At 62.1% G+C, this 16,322-nt stretch carries 14 protein-coding genes and 1 pseudogene; 4 read left to right on the forward strand and 11 right to left on the reverse strand.

What is annotated here, in order from left to right:
- Positions 1 to 5: 5 nt before the first annotated feature.
- From BBJ66_RS30695 to BBJ66_RS30715, 5 genes are all read right to left on the reverse strand, one after another.
- Entirely contained in the window at positions 6 to 923 is a 918-nt protein-coding gene (locus BBJ66_RS30695) for a dihydrodipicolinate synthase family protein (protein WP_071092876.1), read from the reverse strand.
- 18 nt (positions 924 to 941) lie between these two features.
- Positions 942 to 1,820: an ABC transporter permease gene (locus tag BBJ66_RS30700; RefSeq protein WP_071092878.1), complete on the reverse strand. Its 879-nt coding sequence runs from the start codon at positions 1,818 to 1,820 to the stop codon at positions 942 to 944.
- A gap of 2 nt (positions 1,821 to 1,822) precedes the next feature.
- A complete protein-coding gene (locus tag BBJ66_RS30705) occupies positions 1,823 to 2,782 on the reverse strand; it encodes an ABC transporter permease (protein WP_049732146.1) in 960 nt (319 codons plus the stop codon).
- Between the two features lie 95 nt (positions 2,783 to 2,877).
- A complete protein-coding gene (locus BBJ66_RS30710) occupies positions 2,878 to 4,476 on the reverse strand; it encodes an ABC transporter substrate-binding protein (RefSeq protein ID WP_071092880.1) in 1,599 nt (532 codons plus the stop codon).
- Positions 4,460 to 5,203, reverse strand: coding sequence for a FadR/GntR family transcriptional regulator (locus tag BBJ66_RS30715; RefSeq protein WP_049732144.1), 744 nt, complete (start codon positions 5,201 to 5,203; stop codon positions 4,460 to 4,462). Before BBJ66_RS30715 ends, BBJ66_RS30710 begins: the two co-directional genes overlap by 17 nt.
- 326 nt (positions 5,204 to 5,529) lie before the next feature.
- On the opposite strand from BBJ66_RS30715, the gene BBJ66_RS30720 reads away from it, so the two are divergent.
- Complete coding sequence (locus tag BBJ66_RS30720) at positions 5,530 to 7,704, forward strand: TonB-dependent siderophore receptor (RefSeq protein WP_071092882.1); 2,175 nt, start codon at positions 5,530 to 5,532, stop codon at positions 7,702 to 7,704.
- Between the two features lie 3 nt (positions 7,705 to 7,707).
- A pseudogene (locus BBJ66_RS35575) lies at positions 7,708 to 8,052 on the forward strand (siderophore-iron reductase FhuF); the annotation flags it as partial.
- Between the two features lie 211 nt (positions 8,053 to 8,263).
- On the opposite strand, the gene fhuB reads toward BBJ66_RS35575, so the two are convergent.
- The 3 genes from fhuB to BBJ66_RS30740 are packed head-to-tail and all read right to left on the reverse strand — an operon-like array spanning position 8,264 to position 11,582.
- A complete protein-coding gene (fhuB, locus tag BBJ66_RS30730) occupies positions 8,264 to 10,231 on the reverse strand; it encodes a Fe(3+)-hydroxamate ABC transporter permease FhuB (RefSeq protein WP_071092886.1) in 1,968 nt (655 codons plus the stop codon).
- Positions 10,228 to 11,061: an iron-siderophore ABC transporter substrate-binding protein gene (locus BBJ66_RS30735; RefSeq protein ID WP_049732141.1), complete on the reverse strand. Its 834-nt coding sequence runs from the start codon at positions 11,059 to 11,061 to the stop codon at positions 10,228 to 10,230. The genes fhuB and BBJ66_RS30735 overlap by 4 nt, the downstream gene beginning before the upstream one ends.
- 32 nt (positions 11,062 to 11,093) lie before the next feature.
- Positions 11,094 to 11,582 (reverse strand): GNAT family N-acetyltransferase, encoded by a 489-nt coding sequence (locus tag BBJ66_RS30740; protein WP_049732140.1) that lies wholly within the window; start codon positions 11,580 to 11,582, stop codon positions 11,094 to 11,096.
- A gap of 164 nt (positions 11,583 to 11,746) precedes the next feature.
- Here BBJ66_RS30740 and BBJ66_RS33920 point away from each other — a divergent pair, with 164 nt between their 5' ends.
- On the forward strand, positions 11,747 to 12,403 hold the full coding sequence (locus tag BBJ66_RS33920) for a sigma-70 family RNA polymerase sigma factor (protein ID WP_083335664.1): 657 nt from the start codon (positions 11,747 to 11,749) through the stop codon (positions 12,401 to 12,403).
- Here the strand turns inward: BBJ66_RS33920 and BBJ66_RS30750 are convergent.
- From BBJ66_RS30750 to BBJ66_RS30760, 3 genes are read right to left on the reverse strand one after another with little or no spacing between them, the layout of a single operon-like run.
- Positions 12,294 to 13,481, reverse strand: a complete 1,188-nt coding sequence (locus BBJ66_RS30750; RefSeq protein WP_049732138.1) for a PLP-dependent transferase — start codon at positions 13,479 to 13,481, stop codon at positions 12,294 to 12,296. The two genes, BBJ66_RS33920 and BBJ66_RS30750, sit on opposite strands and share 110 nt — an antisense overlap.
- Before the next feature lie 10 nt (positions 13,482 to 13,491).
- Positions 13,492 to 14,913, reverse strand: coding sequence for an MATE family efflux transporter (locus BBJ66_RS30755; protein WP_071092889.1), 1,422 nt, complete (start codon positions 14,911 to 14,913; stop codon positions 13,492 to 13,494).
- The gene (locus BBJ66_RS30760) at positions 14,910 to 15,899 is read right to left on the reverse strand and encodes a GNAT family N-acetyltransferase (RefSeq protein WP_071092891.1); all 990 of its coding nucleotides are present in this window, start codon (positions 15,897 to 15,899) and stop codon (positions 14,910 to 14,912) included. Before BBJ66_RS30760 ends, BBJ66_RS30755 begins: the two co-directional genes overlap by 4 nt.
- A 193-nt stretch (positions 15,900 to 16,092) precedes the next feature.
- On the opposite strand from BBJ66_RS30760, the gene BBJ66_RS30765 reads away from it, so the two are divergent.
- Positions 16,093 to 16,311: an MbtH family protein gene (locus BBJ66_RS30765; protein WP_049732135.1), complete on the forward strand. Its 219-nt coding sequence runs from the start codon at positions 16,093 to 16,095 to the stop codon at positions 16,309 to 16,311.
- Positions 16,312 to 16,322 lie beyond the last annotated feature (11 nt).

Genomic DNA, 16,322 nt, shown 5'->3' on the forward strand with positions numbered 1-16,322 from the left:
CCGGCTCAGTTCAACAGGCCGGTTGCGCGCAGAATCTCATCGATCCGTGCGGTTTCCGCATCGTTGAGGGAGGCGCGCGGCCGCGGCATGACGGCGCTGTCGATGATGCCGAGGCTCTGCATGGCAGCCTTGAAGGCGCCGATGCCGGCTGCGCCGCCGCTGACACGGCCCTGTGCAACCCAAACGATTTCGAACAGACGGCAGAGGCGCTCCTGCTCTTTCCTGGCTGCGGCCCAATCGCCGCGCTGGGCGGCATTCCAGAGCCTGATATAGCCGTGCGGATCGACATTGGCGATGCCGGGAACGACGCCGTGGGCGCCCATCAGCAGGGCGGTGTCGACGACGATCTCGGAGCCGGTCATCAGGAAGACGTCCTTGTGCTCGGCGAGATCGAGGAGCGCATAGCGGAAGTTGCCGTCGTCGCCGCTGGAATCCTTGAGGCCGATAATGGCGCCTTCCCTGGCAAGCGTGACCACGGTCTGGCGCTGCAGCTTGACGTGAACGCAGACCGGAATGTCGTAGGCGATCAGCGGAACGTCCACCGCATCTCTGACATAACGGAAATGATCGAGGATCTCGGACTGGCTGGTGACCGTATAGAACGGAGCGGTCACGACGACAGCGTCGGCGCCGGCAGCCTTTGCGACCTTCGAATGGGCGATGACCCGATCGGTGGTCGGATCGATGACGCCGACGATCAGCGGCACCCGGCCGTTCACCACCTTGGCCGAATGCTCGATGATTTCCCGGCGGGTCTTTTCGTTATGGAAGATGACTTCGCTCGTCGAGCCGAGCACGAATACGCCGTGGCAGCCGGCATCGATCAGATGCTCCAGCACGCGGGTATAGGAGGGGTAGTCGACGGTGAGATCCGGATTGAGCGGCGTTACGACGGGGGGGACGACACCCTTGAATTTGGTCATTTTCGCTTCTTTCGATTGTCAGTTCAGTTCGGCACGCGGGTCGAAGGCATCTCTAAGGCCATCGCCGATGAAGTTGATGGCAAGCACGGCAAGGATCAGCGCCGCACCGGGGAAGAGCCATTGCCAGGGATATTGTTCGAGCACGGCGGTGGAGCGGGCCGCGTTCAGCATGTTGCCCCAGCTCGCCGCCGGCGGTGCGATGCCGAGGCCGAGGAAAGACAGGCCGGCCTCGAGCAGGATGGCATTGGCGATCTGCAGCGTTGCGTAGACCACGAGGATATCGATCGAATTCGGCAGGCCGTGGCGGAACAGCAGATGCCCGAAGCCGGCGCCCATGCCGCGGGCGGCCATGACGAAATCGCGCTCGCGCAATTCCAGCAGCCGGGAGCGGATCATCCGCGCCAGCAGCGGCCAGGAAAGCAGCGAGATGACCAGCACCGTCGGCCAGAGGCCGGTGCCGGCGATCGAGGCGAGCACAAGCAGGAAGATGACGGGCGGCAGGGTCATCACCAGATCGACGAAGCGCATCGAGATGGCGTCCGCCCACCGGCCTGCAAGCGCCGAGATGGCGCCGAAGAGAAAGCCGATGACCGCCGAAAGCGCGGTCGATGCGATGGCGACCAGCAGCGAAATCCGGCCGCCTTCGAGCACGCGGGCAAAGACATCGCGGCCGACGCCGTCGGTTCCGAACCAGTGGGTTGCCGTCGGGCCGCTATTCATCGCCAGAAGATCGATGTCATTCGGCTGGAAAGCCCACCATAGCGGATAGGAGAGGATCAGCAGCAGCATCGGAACGGCCATGCAGACGCCGGCAACCGCTGCGCGGTTGAGCAGGAAACGGCTGAAGGCGCGGGCAAGCGGCCCCGGGCTGCGGCGTTGGGGATAGCGTGCCAGCATGCTCAGCCTACCTTGATGCGCGGGTCGACGACCGCATAGGTGATATCGGTCAGAAGATTGACGATGATAACGCAAGTGCCGATGACGAGCGTCGCGCCCATGATGACGGGGTAGTCGCGGGTCTGTACGGCATCGACGAGCAGGAGACCCATGCCCGGCCAGTTGAAGACGCTCTCGATGAAGATGGCGCCGCCGACCGCCAGCCCGATGGTCGAGCCGATCAGGGTGACGATCGGAAGAAGCGCATTGCGCAACGCATGTTTGGCGATGACCCAGAACTCGAACACGCCCTTGGCGCGGGCCGTGCGCACGTAATCCTGGTTCAGGACTTCGAGCAGCGAAGCGCGCATGTACCGCATGATCAATGCGGCTTGCGCGACCGACAGAAGGGCGGCCGGCAGGATCAGATGGTGAAGGAGATCACCGAGCGAGAATTCTTCGCCCGGCGTCAGCATGCCGCCCGACGGCATCCAGTGCAGGCGGACGGAGAAGATATAAAGGCCGATCAGGGCGCTGAGGAATGCCGGGCTCGAAATGCCGGCAAGCGCAACCACCGACAAGGAGAGATCGGCAAGCGAATTGCGACGGACGGCGCCGATCACCCCGCAGGCGATGCCGGCGACGATGGCGAAGGCAAGGGCGGTGCCCATCAACAGCACCGTCGGCCCGATCCGCGACAGCACCAGACCGAGAACCGGCTGGTCGAGACGCTTGATCGAATAGCCGAGATTGCCCGCCAGCGCCTGCTGCAGCCAGCCCAGATATTGGACGGGCAGGGGCTGGTCGAGCCCGAGTCTTCCACGCAGATCGGCAAGATCCGACGGCGACATCGGCAGGTTCGGATCGATATAGGCATCGATCGGATCGCCGGGTGTCAGGCGCAGCAGCAGGAAGATCAGCATACTCAGGGCGACGAGCATGCCTACCCCTATGATCAGGCGTCTAAGACTGTATCGGAGCATCGTCAATCCGTTTTGTCGGGCCGTCTTGTTCGGCCGTCTTGTCAGGCCGTCCTGTCAGGGTGGCCGAAGCCACCCTTGAGCCTTTGCGGAAAGCGCTATTCGGCGAGCGACCATTTCTGCGGGTCGGCCTGGTAGGGGCCGCCGCCCGGCGCCGGCGTCCAGACGAAATCCTTCGCCTTGGCCGAGACGATGCCGTAGCGGTTTGCCACCCAGAGCGTCGCCCAGGGCAGGTTGGTGTTCATCACCTTGCAGACGTCCTGGTAGGCGGCATCCCGCTTGGCGCTGTCGGGCTCGGCAAGCGCGCTGTCGAGTGCCTTGGTGAGATCGGGCATACGAACTCTGGCGACATTCGGTCCGGCCGGAGGGATCTGCTTCTCGTTGAGGCCGACATTGATGCTTCCGGCATCCGGCCCATTCTGCAGCCCGGCGTAAACCATCTGGAACTGGGCAGCATCGGGCGTCGCATTGAGCACGATGCTGTTATAGGTCGGCGCATCGACGGCGCGCGGAACGATGTTGATGCCGACCTGCGCAAGCATCGCCTGGACGGCGGCAAGCACGTTGGTGGCCAGCGGCGTGGTGTAATAGGTCAGAAGCGTGATCGGGTTGCCGCCGTTGATCTGGTCCCAGCCGGCGTCCTTCAGCAACTTTTTGGCCTTCTCGGGATCGTAGGCATAGGTGTCGATGCCCTGGGGTATCAGCTGTTCGGCGACATAGGCGCAGTTGGCCGGCTTGGCCGCGCCGCCATAGAGGCTCTGGATGATGGCATCGCGATTGATCGCATACATCACCGCCTGGCGGACGCGGACATCCTTCCAGATCGGGGAATCGTGGTTGAAGCCCAGATAGTTGACGACGAAAGAGTTGCCTTCGATGACCTTGAAGTCCTTGTTGTCCTTGAAGGTCGGCACGTCGTTGGAATCGACATAGGTGAACTGGATCTCGCCGGATCTCAGCGCCGCGATCGCTGCGGCCGGATTGGCAAAATAGCGATTGATGACGCGCTCCAGTGCCGGTTTGCCACCGCGATATTCGCTGTTGGCGGCAAGCTCGACATATTGATCGGAAACGTATTTGGTGAATTTGAACGGTCCGGTGCCGATCGGCGCGGTCGACCACCAGGTGTTCTTCGCCAGCTGGTCGACTGGTATCGAGGCGAGCGCATGCTCGGGCAGCATCATCACCTTGGTCATCGTGTCGAGAAAACTGCTGCTGGGTGCGCTAAGCTTGATGACGACGGTGTGATCGTCCGGCGTCTCGACTGACGATATGCCCTTCAGCCGGGCAGCGAGCACCGAGCCGGTTTTTGCATCCATCGCAAGGCCTATGGTGAATTTCGCATCCTTGGCGGTGAAGGGCTTGCCATCATGCCATTTGGCGTCGGCGAGCTTGAACGTGTAGATCATCTGATCCGGGCTGACTTCGTAGGCGTTCGCCAGCGCGCCGACGACCTTCTGCAGCTTCTCGTCATAGGTGATCAGCGGCTCGTAATAGATGCTGAGCCAGGTGAAACCGGCGGTCGCCGCCAGCGGATTGAAGTTGCCCTGGAAACCTCCCGGGCCGACATCGAAGCCGCCGGACAGCGTGGCTGCCTGAGCCTGGGTCGCAGCGACCGACACGACAAGAGCCGGAACGGCTGTTGTCGACAGCAGGGCGCCAAGCGCGATAGCGGATAATCTAGACAGTCTTTTCATGCGTTCCTCCCATGTTTGAACTTGTCTTGTTGTTGGCAATCACCCGGGCAATTCCCTCGTAGTGACGATCCAGGCGCAGGCGCGCCTCCTCCAGATCCTTTGCCTCGATCGCATCGACGATCGCGGCATGATCGCGCCACGTCGCCATCGGATCGGTATTTTCGAGGTTGACGAAATCCGACGCCTTGTAGAAGGCGAGCCAGAAGACATCGATCAGCCGCACGAGCGTTTCGTTGTCCTGGCAGCGAAACAGCAGCCGGTGGAACAGCTGGTCGTCGGTCGCAAAGGTTTCACCGCGCTCGGCATGGGCGCGCATTCGATCGACAGTGGCGCGCAGTTCGGCGATGTCCTCCTCGCCGATCACATCGATCGTCTTGCCGATCAATCCCACCTCAAGCGTGCGCCGGATTTCGAGAACCTCCTCGATCTGCCGCAGGGCGCCCCCGAGGCCGTAAGCGAGGTTGTCGAGAAGCGGCTCGAAGGAAAAGGCCTTCACGAAAATGCCGACGCCGCGCCGTGTCTCCAGCACGCCGAGCGATTCCAGCGCCTTGATGCCCTCCCTCAGCGAATTGCGGCTGACGCCGAGTTGGGCGGCAAGCTCTCCTTCCGCCGGAAGCAGGGTTCCGGGCGCAAGGCCGTTGTCGTCGATATAGGCGCGCAGACTTTCCTGCACGGAGACATGCAAAAGCGGTGCGCGCGTCAGCGGCTTCATCGATTTCAATGTCATGCCGGGTCGCTTTCTCACATCTCCGATAGGAAGCTGTTACATATATACTTGTAGGATATCTGTCAAATGGTCAGGCTCGCGGTGAGGCGTCGGCCACCGGCATTGCAGCGACATCGCTCGTGAATGCGAGAGCTGTTTCCACTTCGATGTCTGGATTTGTACGGTTGAAACATAAGGCTGGGCCTCGGAGACGCGTACAACCTCTTCGGGAGTGGAGAAAGCTATGGATTTCATCCATTAAAAGGTGACTGAAATAATCATCTTATGTTGACAACGCCTGCTTCGCTCCATAGGTTCCGCCCGCATCCGTAAGGTAGGGACCAAGAATGGCGCGTATTTTTTTGAATGTTTCTAATATTGTACCCAGAATTTACAGGGATAGCCTGTTTGCCACGACAGCTCTGATCGCGACCGGCATTGCAGCCTTACCGGCTGCCGCCCAGAGCGCGACCACAGGTGACACCGCGACGGCGCTGGAACCGATCGTCATTCAAGGTGCAGCCTCTGATAGCAAGACCGACCGGACGTCCGTTACCGCCAAGAACAGCGCGGGCGCGACCAAGATCAGCACGCCGCTCGTCGAGACGCCGCGTTCGATCTCCGTCACCACTGAGAAGGAAATCGAGCAACGCGGCGCGCAGAGCGTCATCGAAGCGGTGCGCTATACCGCTGGCGTGACGACCGGGCCGAACGGCTTCGATCCGCGCTTCGACCAGATCTACATTCGCGGCTTCAACATCACGACGGTCGGCGATTTTCGTGACAGCCTGCGTCAGCCCTACATGAATTACGGCATGTTCCGCACCGATCCCTATCAGTTGCAGCGCGTCGAGGTGATCAAGGGACCGGTTTCCGTTCTCTACGGTGCGGGATCGCCGGGCGGCCTCGTCAACAAAATATCGAAGCTTCCGACCGAAGAGCCGATCCGCGAAGTCGGCATTACCTACGGCACCAAGGATCGGGTGCAGGGGATGTTCGATTTCGGCGGGCCGATCAGCGAAGACAACGACGATTTCCTCTATCGCATCGTCGGCCTCGCCCGCCGCGGCGACTCCAATTTCGATATTGCCGACGACCGATATTTCCTGGCGCCGTCCTTCACCTGGAAGCCAGACGAGGGCACGACTTTCACGGTGTACGGCCTGGCACAGGCAGACGAGACCGACTCCAACGTCGGCGCGATCACGACCCTGGACGGCAAGTTCCACGAACTCAGGGAGAGCGATCCCGACTACGACCACCAGAAGGTCAAGCAGCAGCAGGTCGGCTATCAGTTCGAGCATGAATTCGACAACGGCCTGACCTTCCGGCAGAACCTGCGTTATTCGCATCTCGATCTGGAGGCCCGCTATCTCGGCATTACCGGTTGGACCGGGACCGTCGCGCATCGTGGCACGAATGCGATCCGCGACGAAATGAACGTTTTCCAGGTCGACAATCAGCTCGAGGCGAAGTTCGATACAGGCCCGCTTGCCCATACGATGCTGTTCGGGCTCGACTACACCAATCTCCAATCGAGCTTTGGTTACGGCGCAGGAGCCGCGGATCCGGCGTTCGACTTCGATGTCGCCAATCCGACCTATGGTGTCTCGGGCGCCACGCCGGACTATAGCATCCTGGCTTCCGATGCCGACATGCGGCAGGCCGGCATTTATGCGCTGGACCAGATCGAGGTCGGAAACTGGCGCTTCAACCTCGGCGGCCGGCAGACCTGGGTGAACCAGACGCGTGATGCGACCCTGCCCGCGGTCAGCTCGGAGGAGGTCGACAAGAACGCCTTCTCCTGGCAAGCCGGTGCCCTCTACCTCTTCGATAACGGCATTGCTCCCTTTGTCTCGTATGCCACCTCGTTCGATCCGGTGACCAACCGTTCGACCTCAGGCAAGATCCTGGCGCCGACAGAGGGTGAACAGTACGAGGTCGGCGTGAAATACCAGCCGCCGGGCTCCGACATCCTCCTGTCGGCCGTTGCCTATCACATCGTCGAAAAGAACAAGCCGGTGCTGGTCGATCCGCTGTTGTTTGCCTATGGATCGATCGGTGAAGTGACCGGGAAGGGTATAGAACTCGAAGCCCGCGCGGCGGTAGCCGATGGCTGGGATCTTATTGCGGCCTACACTTACAACCAGTCAGAGGTGACGGGAGGGGGCGAAAACGAGGGCAATACGCCAGCCTTGACACCCTCGCATGTCGCCAGCCTCTGGGCCAACTACACGTTCCAGGAAACCAACCCCTTCAACGGCCTGTCGGTCGGCGCTGGTGTCCGTTATGTCAGCGAGAACTGGACGGATACAGCCAATACGTCGAAGAACCCGTCGAGCTTCTACATCGACGCTTCCGCCGCCTATGATTTCGGCGCGATCGACAAGAAGTATGAGGGCCTGACGGCGGCCTTCAATATCCGCAACATTGCCGACGAGCGCGACACCGTCTGCAACGAAGGCTTCTGCTATCTCGGCCAGGGCCGCAACATGACCGGGACGCTGAAGTATCGGTGGTAGGGCATGGCGGCAAAGACGAATAGGGTGTCTCAGCGTCCGACTTCGATTGCCAATCATCCTGTCGCCCACCAGGCCGTTGACGGCGTGGTGGGCGATGGCGCGTTCTCCTATTGGCCGCGGCAAGCTGCTCGGTGCCCCACCGCAGACGGGCATCGTCCTTGCTTGCAGGGATCTCAGCGGCGCCGCACTCTTTGACGGGCTCATCGCCCGGTATGCGCAAAAATTTCCAGGCAGCGACCGCCGTGCGGTCGTCTCGATGTGGACCCTCTATTATTTCAGCATCCTGTCGATTGCCCCAGCCCGCAGATATTCATGCACCGGATCGGGCTGCCGTTGGAGATCGATAGGCCGGGCGTCGGCGGCCGCGGCGAAGCCTGCCCGCTGAAGGACGGCGCCATTGATCTTCCCGACCTCGGTCTGCCCCTCATTTGGCTGCCGCCACCGACCGGGGTTGAGCCACCGGTCTCGACCTCGGTCGGGTTGGGGTGAGGGGCTGTCATCGGCATGAGTCAGGCGGCCGAACATAAGCCCGCTTGAGACGCCGATTACCGATCACCTTTCATGCCCGCCGGCGCAGAACGATCAGCAGCATCGGGGCGCCCACAAGAGCCGAGATCAATCCGGCGGGGATCTGGTAGGGGAAAGCGATCATGCGCCCCGTCCAGTCGGCGATGACGAGAAGAGCCGCCCCGATGAGGGCGGCAGCGAGGAGCTGGGCGGCGGGCCGGCGAAGACAGAGCCCGTGGGCAAGATGCGGCGCCATCAAGCCGACGAAGCTCAAGGGGCCGACGACGAGTGTCGCCGCCGCCGTCATGATCGCCGAGAGACCGAACAGCACCACGCGTGCGGGAACGATCCTGAGGCCGAGTTCGCTTGCCGTCTCGGTTCCGAGCTGCAGCAGGGCAAGCCAGCGGCTGGCGAGAAAGGCTACGGCCAGGCAGGCGAGCGCAATCAGAAGGGCGCTTGCCGCCACCGCATTGTCGACGAAATAGGTAGAGCCCGCCATCCAGCGGATGAGCGCCAGGCCGCGCGGATCGCCGCTCGCGGCAAGGACGCCGATCCCGGCGTCGAGGATCGCACCGAAGGCGATGCCGGCGAGCAGCACACGGTTCGGGCCGAAGCCGGAACGCGCGCTCAAGAGGAAGATCAGGGTCAGCACGGCAAGGGCGCCGCCGCCGGCAAAGCCAAGCTGGACGGCCAGGCTGGGCGCCGCAAAGACAAACATGGCGGCCGCAACGCCAAGCGTTGCTCCTGCCGATACCCCGAGCACCTCGGGGCTTGCCATTTCGTTTCCGGTCAGCCGCTGCAGGATCAGCCCGGTCACGCCGAGCACGGTTCCGGCACCGAATGCGGCGGCGACCCGCGGCAGCCGCAGGGGAAGGATTTCGTCCCACGAGGCGGCCGGCAGCCATGCCCAGGAGCCGTCGGGTGCACGGCCGAAGAAGATCGCGGCAGTCGCCAATGCGATGACCAGGACGAGCAGCGCAGCGAAGGATGCCGTTCTGTTGTTCATTAGATGTTGGGGTGATGCCACGCCGGGCAGCGCGCGCGAGGCGGTGGCGAGACGTGGGAGAAGAGCGATCAGGATCGGGCCGCCGAGCAGTGCCGTCACCGCTCCCGTCGGGACGAAATCGCCTGGAGCAACAAGCTTGATCGCCTGATCCGTCAGCAGCAGAAGTCCGGCGCCTGCAATAGGTGACCAGATCAACTGGCTGAGAATCCGCCTGGCGCCCGCGAGCCGCACGATCTGCGGGGCGACCAGCCCGATGAAGCCGATGACGCCGACGGCGCTGGTGACGAAGGCGCTGAGCGCGATGGCAATCGCCAGCATGAAACCGCGGGCCCATTTGATCGGCAGGCCGAGGCTCGTTGCGCCGGCATCACCGATCTGGCTCAGCGTCAGCGGTCTTGTGGCCAGAAGGGCAAGCGCCGCCAGCAGCGCCACCTTCGGCAGCAGCGACGCCGGGATCGCCCAGCTCTGCTGCGACAGCGACCCGGCGCCCCAGATGAAAATCCCCGAGAGATATTGATCGTTCATCAGCACCAGGATGGCCGCCGCCGCCCCGCACCAGAGACCGACAATCATGCCTGACAAGATAAGCGAAAAGGGCGAAAAACCGTGGCGGGCGCTGATCGAAAAGATGGCGAAGGCGGCAGCGGCACTGCCGGCAAGCGCGACCGCGTCCCTGCCCCATCCCGTGAGTGAGGGAACAGCGAGCATGACGGACACCAGCGCCAGATTGGCACCGGTGGAAATGCCGAGCGTCGTCGGCGAGGCCAGCGGATTGCGCAGCACCTGTTGCAGGATCGTGCCGGAGAGTGCGAGTGCTGCGCCGGCAATCAGCGCTGTCGCCATGCGCGGCAGCGTCGAATAGAGGAAGAGAAGGCGCTCGGCATCATAACCGCCGGAGGCCGCCTCGAGATGGGGCAGTGCCGCCCAAACCTCCCTTACGGCAAGGGCCAATCCGGAAAAGAGCAGGAGGCCCGCAAGTGCGGGCGCCCCGAAGTGCGAAAATCTGGCCTTCATCGGGCTGAAGTCTCCAGCGTATCGACGACCAGGGTCGAAAACCGCAGCGCCTCCTGCACCATTCCGAACATCAGAACGCCCGGAATGACCGAGATTCGCCGCTGTCTGACAAAGGGAAGGCTGGTCCAGAGCGGGCTGTCGGAAAGCTGCGTCAGGACGTCGGGTGGAAGCAGCGGCGAAACGACAATCAGATGCGCTTCTTCGTCGAGTTCGGCGAGCTGTTCCAGGCCGATCGTTTGAAATCCCCAGTAGCTGGTCTCGCCCTTCCAGGCATTCTCGAGGCCGATGCGCTTCATGGCGCCGCCGAAAAGCCCGGGGCCGCCGTAGATGCGGGCATGTCTGTTGTCGATAAAGTTGATGACGGCAACCGGAGGCGCAGACAGGTTTTTTGTCCGCTCGCGCAATCGATCGAACGTGGCATTGGCATGGGACAGAAAAGCCTTTGCCTGCTCTGCCCGTCCGATCATCGTGCCGAGCCGCAGCGTTTCGGCGTAGGAACAGGTCAGCGCCTCGCTGTGCTCGGCGTAGATGGTGAACCGCTCCACCGGCGCGATCCGTGACAGTTTATCGTCCAGTGCCGCAAGGAAAGGGGTGCTCAGAATGAGCGACGGCCCAATGCTGGTGAGGACTTCGAGATTGATCTCCGATGTGGTGCCGAGATCGACGACGCCGGCCGGCATCGTCGGTTCGACCACCCATTCTCCCCAGTTTCTCAGGGAAACGACGGCGCGCGGCGTCTGGCCCAGCGCCAGCATCGTCGAGGCCAGTCCATAGTCAAGCGAAACCACCCCGCCGTCGCCGGCGCGCACGGTTGCGGGTGCGCCGGTCATTACCAGCGCGCCAAGCAGAAAGTCTCGTCGTCTCAAAGCGTCGTCTCGGCCTGGACGCCGGCGAGCGGCTTGACCATGAACAGGCACGGGTGGTCCTCGTCCCATAGTTTTGCAAAGACCTCCGCCCTGACGAAGCCGTTCTGGTCGTAGAAGCGCCGCGTAGCCTCGAATTGCGGTTCCTCGCGGTCGCGCGGGGCGAGCGTCTTGACCGTCAGCAACCGGGCACCTGCGTCATGGCTGAAGCGTTCGGCTTCTTCGATGAGCTGACGTCCGGCGCCGCGACCGTGATGTTCGGGGCGGGTCGCGATCAGCGCGATTTCGACGGCGCCGGGCAGGTGCGGCTTCAAAGCCATCAGCGCGGTGACGACATCGGCTTCGATATAGCCGAACACCGGCAGCTCTTCGATCACCTGGACACTCGCCTCGATGACCTCCGGTTCGGAAAACCAGTCGGGCAAAGCCCCCATGATCGATCGGCAGAGCTCCGCCTTGCCTGTCAGGATCTCAACTGTCCTTCCCATTTTTTCTCGCTTTCACTCCGTCGATTTAAACTTGACTCCTGTTATCACCTTAAAATAGACACTGCAATCAAATCGTGTACTTTCCCTCCAAAAAGGAGCGCCACGACCGCGTCGACCAGTAACGACAGAGCCTGATTTTCCATTTGTAAAAAGGGTACAGGACAATGCAAGCATTGCTTCGCGATGTGAATGGAAATGCCGTTGTCAACGCCATGATCGAAAACAAGGATAAGCTCCTGAAAACGATTGAAAGCGTTGTCAAATCAAGGTCATATTCCGAGGATATCTTTCAGGATGGCGTGATTAAAGCTTACGGGGTCAAAACAGATGGTATTCGTTGCCCGATCGGCTACGCCTTCCGGATGGTCTATAATCTCGCACTCGACGAAAGCCGCCGCCGCCGTCAGCAGATGAACAACTATAGGTCGATCGACCAGGTTCAGGAGATCACGGCTCCCATCCCCACCGTACTCGACCAGCTTGTCGCTGCCGAGACGCTGCGCGATGTGCTTGCCTCGCTCGAGGCCCTGCCGAAGCGCACCAACGATGCCTTCATACGGCACCGCCTCAACGGCGTGCCGCAGAAGGATATTGCCGCCGAACTCGGCGTCTCACGGACCCTCGTCAACTTCATGATCAAGGCGGCGGAGGAGCATTGCCATCTGGCAATGAACGAGCCCGCCCGCCCCGATCACGAACGCGCGCGGGATATTACCGCTTCGCGGCGTGCAGCGCCTGCTGCAAATCGTTCCACAACAGTTCCGGCTCTTCCAGCCCAACGGCGAAACGAACTGTCTGCTCGCTCACGCCGAACCGGATGAAGGAGGTCATCCGGTCGGGGATCTGCAGCGCCACCTTGGCGGGGACCACCAGCGTTTCGGGTCCCCCCCAGCTGACGCCGAGGCGGATGTCGCGGAGACTATTCACAAAACGGGCGACGTCGATATCGGGATTGAGGTCGAAGGCGAACAGCCCGGCATAACCCGTGAGCGTCGCCCGACCGGGATGATCCTGAAAGACCGGGTGACGAACGCGGGCGATTGCCGCATGCTGCTTCAGCCGATCCGCCAGCAGAAGCCCGCTGCGCTCATGCTCCTTCAGCCGCACACGCAGGGTGCGCATGCCGCGCAACAAGAGCCAGGCCTCGAACGGCGAAAGCTTGGCGCCGACATAGGGATAGGAGGTCGCGTTGATCCTGGCGATCGCCTCCTTCGAACCGACGACGACGCCGGCGACCGTATCGCTGTGGCCGCCGAGATATTTCGAGGCGGCGTGAATGACGATATCGACGCCGTGCTGGATCGGCTTCTGAAAGAGCGGCGTTGCCCAGGAATTGTCGATGATGGTGGTAACGCCCGCCTCTTTCGCCATGGCCGACAGGGCCGCGATGTCCTGCAGCTCGAAGACGAAAGATGTCGGGTTTTCAAGGTAGAGCAGCTTGGCGCCCGAGAGCGCCTTGCGGACCTCGTCGTGGTCCGCCGGGTCGACGAAATCCACCCCGACGCCGAGCCTGCCGAGCAGTTTGACCAGAAGACGGTAGACATCATTATAGAGATGGCGGACGGCAACGACCCGGTCACCAGCCTCTACGAGGCTCAGAATTGTCGAAGTAATGGCGGCCGTTCCGCTCGAGAAGGCGCGTCCATCCTCGGCGCCCTCGAGGCGGGCGACCAGGAGCTCGAATTCGCGGACGGTCGGATTGTCGCCGCGCGAATAGATGTAGTTGCGCGTGCGGCCTGCAAAAACATCCTCCATCGCCTCGTAGCTGTCATAGGTGAAGAGCGAGGTCTGGAAGATCGGCGGCGACACGGCGTTGAATGCCGCCGGATCGACAGGGGTGAAGAGATCGTCGGCGATCGCATGGGCGCCGAGGTCGTGCGGGTTGATCGACTGGTTCATGGTCATCCTCTCATGGACAAAAGCTGGGAGTGGGACGGATGGAGGTCAGATGGCCGGTGGAGCGTTGCCGGAGCGCGCTGAGCGACCTCGCCAGGCAGACGGCCGACAGCAGGCCGGTCAGGGCGGAGGCCAGGAACATGGCGGCCAGCAGGCCTGAAAAGCCGAAGAAGGGCGGCAGCAGCGCAAGCAGCGGAAACAGCAGATAGCCGTTTTGCGCCAGGCCGACGGCAATCGCGGCTTTCGGCCGGCCCTGCGCCTGGAAGAGGATCAGCACCGTTTGCCGCAGGCCGAACAGCAGAAGAGGAAGATGGGTTGCGATGATCGCCTGCCCGGCGATCCCAATCACCGCCTCATCGTCGGTGAAGAACGAGGCGAGATGTTCGGAGAAGGCAAGCGCCATCAGACCATAGGCGCCGCTCACCGCACTCGTGACCGCTGTCAGGATGCGGGTCGCCGACAGCACCCTGGCCATATCGCCTCGACCCCAGGCAAAGCTTAGAATGGACTGAGCCCCAAGCGAGATACCGATAACGGGAAGTGTCCCGACAGCAAGCAGCCGCAAGGCAATCCCGATGCCGGCAATGCCGGCTTCTCCGTGATAGGTGGCGGCGAGCGACACCATGATCGCAATCGCGCCTGCCGTCGTCAGGCTGGTCAGTGTCGTCGGCGCCCCGACGGCAAGGACGGGCCTGAGATTGCGGATATCTGCCAGCCGCCAGTCAAGGCTCAGCTGGACCGTCCCAAGCCGCCTGAAGTGGTAAGCGCCATAGATGGAAAGCGCGACGAGTTGGGACAGGATGGTGGCGATGGCCACGCCCTGCAGGCCGAGGCCGAAGCCGAAGATCATGATCGGGTCGAGGATCATGTTCAAGGCAAAGCAGGCGACCAGCGTCCACATGCTGAAGCGGGCGTTACCCTCGGCGATCGCCAGGAAATCGAGAATAATCTGCGCCATCGTCAGCGGGATCGAGATCGCGATGATGAGGAGGTAATGCTGCGCAAGCGGCTCGATTGCTGATGTGGCGCCGAACAGCAGCAGATCGGGAAACAAGATGAGTGCGAGCGCACTTGCCGCGCCGAAGGCGACGCCGGCAGCAAGACTGATCGAAGCGATTGCGCCTGCCCGCGAGCGGTTGCCGGCGCCGAGTAGCCGCCCGACCTCGGTTGCGACGCCGACGCCGATGCCTTCGCCGAAGGCGGCGATCAGCATCAGGATCGGCAGGACGATCATGATCGCCGCGATCTGGTCTTCGCCGATCATGCCGACGAAGACCATGTTGATGGTGTGATGCGCGGCATTGATCGATAGGCCGAACATGGCCGGCAGTCCAAGCCGCAGCAGCAGCCTGAGAAGCTGAGGACTGGCAAGATCCTCCGGGGCGAGGCTCCGTCGTTTCCTCATGCTGCCGCTCATCTCGCTCATGTCGTTCATGATGCAGGCACCCAGAGATGATCGCCGAAGAAGCGCTCGCGGGTCAGCATCACCAGCAGCGCCCGCTTATGCGGAAAATTGAAATGCTTGACCTTGGCGAAACCCGAGCGATCGAGGTTGCGGATCTGCTGCTCGTGACTGGCGCGCGGCTCGCCGACGATGCGCCTGGTGCGTGGATCGTCGAGGAAGATGAAATGCATCAGCGACGGAAGCCAGGCGCTGATCCATTTCTTGCCGCGATAATCGGGTTCGCCGATCGCCACATGCCAGCCGCGATCGTAATCGTCGGCGTCGTAGAAGGGGCCGAGCCGGTTCTCCTTGGCCCAGTAGACCTCGAAATAACCGAAAGGGATATCCGCGAAACTGCCGATCAGCGGCAGGACATGCGGATCGGCGATCCGCTCCTCCAGGATCTCCCGGTGTTTGTCGAGCGAGCCGGCATCCTCCCAGATCGTGTTGACCTGTTCGTCGTTCATCCAGCGGTGAAAGATGGCAAGGTCGGTCTCGGGGTCGGCGACCCGCAAGCTGATATCGCGTTCCAGCCAGGGGATGAAGCGCTGGTAGACCGTGCCCTTCGGCTTTGCCGGCCGGCGCGGATGATAGCGGCCGGCGGTCATTTCCTGCACCGGCGGCAGCGGATAGGTGAGCTGCGGCAGCCAGAGCGACGGCCATTGCCAGAGGATCTCCGACTCCAGCCTGCCGCCGTCACCGGAAATATGCAGCGGGAGGCTGGTCCGATGCCCCTCGAACATGATTGATTTGATCGAGCGATTTTCCGCCGTCACCGCTTCGGCGGCCGCCATCAGAAGCTCCGCCGATCGCGCGGGATCACCATGGTAGAAGGTCAGCGTCGCGGTGCCGGCCTCGACCTCGAATGCGGCTTCGTGGTGCCCGTGCGCGGTCTTCAGATGGATGAGATTGGGTGCGAGGCTGACGTAGCTGCGCGACTGCAGAACGCGCCTTTGTTTGGCGGCGTCGAAATCCATGATGTTCTCCTTGACCGACAGGGCTTTTGATGCGGCGAGCGTAAGCCCGCTCTTGTGCTGATTTGGTAGAATGACGATCCATCTCCGGCCCGATTTAGGGCTTGGAGAAGAAAAAAATTCTCAGGAATTTTCTAAACCGCAGCCGTCGGGATCCGTCATTTGCGCATGACATCCATCTCTGCAGGAGCCTCGAATGGACAATCTTGAGCCTCGCGACGATCTCTGGATCGCCGTCATCGACACCGAGCGTCACTACTCGGTCTGGCCGCAGGACAAGCGGATTCCCACCGGCTGGGAACCGGCCGGCTTTGCCGGTTCACGTCAGGAATGCCTGGCCCATATCCGCGGCGTCTGGACCGACCCGCGTCCCCTCTCGCTGCGCTCGGCAATGTCAGGCGATGCGCGTCTCTGAATAACGTCCGG

Origin of the sequence: Rhizobium sp. RSm-3 (genome assembly GCF_001854685.1) — a bacterium.
Lineage (GTDB): Bacteria > Pseudomonadota > Alphaproteobacteria > Rhizobiales > Rhizobiaceae > Rhizobium > Rhizobium ecuadorense.